General features: G+C 53.9%; 1 protein-coding gene. It reads left to right on the top strand.

Features of this window, described 5'->3' with window-relative positions; translation table 11 throughout:
* The coding region (locus RYB09_RS27075; protein WP_316891018.1) for a hypothetical protein at positions 1 to 781 on the top strand (781 nt) is incomplete at both ends.

Genomic DNA, 781 nt, shown 5'->3' with positions numbered 1-781 from the left:
GGTGATTTCCGCGCCGGAGCTATTGCCGGTGGTGCAAACGAAGTGTTGGTCGGATTGCTGGGGGATAAGTTACTTCCGTCAAACCTTGTCAAGGGAACGCCCGAGTATGAGCAGGCGCAGGCCAATCTTCTTGCTTTGTCGCAAATTGTCGGCGTACTAGGCGCTGCCGCTGGGAATTCGGATGTCGGCGTCTCTGCTGCCGTATCCGCTAATGCTACCCAGTACAACTGGCTATCACACGCTGAGATTCGGGATGCTGATAAGGCTCGGGCTGCCTGTGCGACGGCTGGTGGTGACGTTGGTGCTTGCCAAGCGAAGGTCACTCGTGAAACGGATGAACTGGACAAGGCACGAGACTACGAACTGAAAGAGCGTAAACGTGCAATTCAGCTCCAATCTTTTAAAGATGGCGGCTGGACTCTGGGCGAATACAACAAGGCTCTGTTCGACGATTATTTTGCCAGCAAAGGTGTAGATCAGAGTCAGGTCACATTTGATGGGTACGCCCCTGCGAAAACGTTGGGTTATATGCTTTCCGAACGGGGCCTTGGCACCATCAAACAGGCCGTAGAATGGCCAGGCAAAGTTGCTGACAGTGTCGTAAATTTTGTCAGTAACCCTATTGATACGACGTTAGGGGTCGGGCAGAACATTTTGTCTGCAGCCGGTTCGGGTTTGGATTGGGCTGCCAGTCCGATCCCAGCCCAAGGCCTTGAGCGAGTAGGCGATAAACTACTGGCGCAATCCGACCAGCAGGCGGGTGGGTTGATATTTGACGTCG

Source organism: Pseudomonas syringae group sp. J254-4 (assembly GCF_032586855.1).
In the GTDB taxonomy this organism is placed as follows: Bacteria; Pseudomonadota; Gammaproteobacteria; order Pseudomonadales; family Pseudomonadaceae; genus Aquipseudomonas; species Aquipseudomonas amygdali.
The sequence above is the reverse complement of the archived record's forward strand: the minus strand, read 5'-3'. Positions and strand labels throughout refer to the sequence as shown.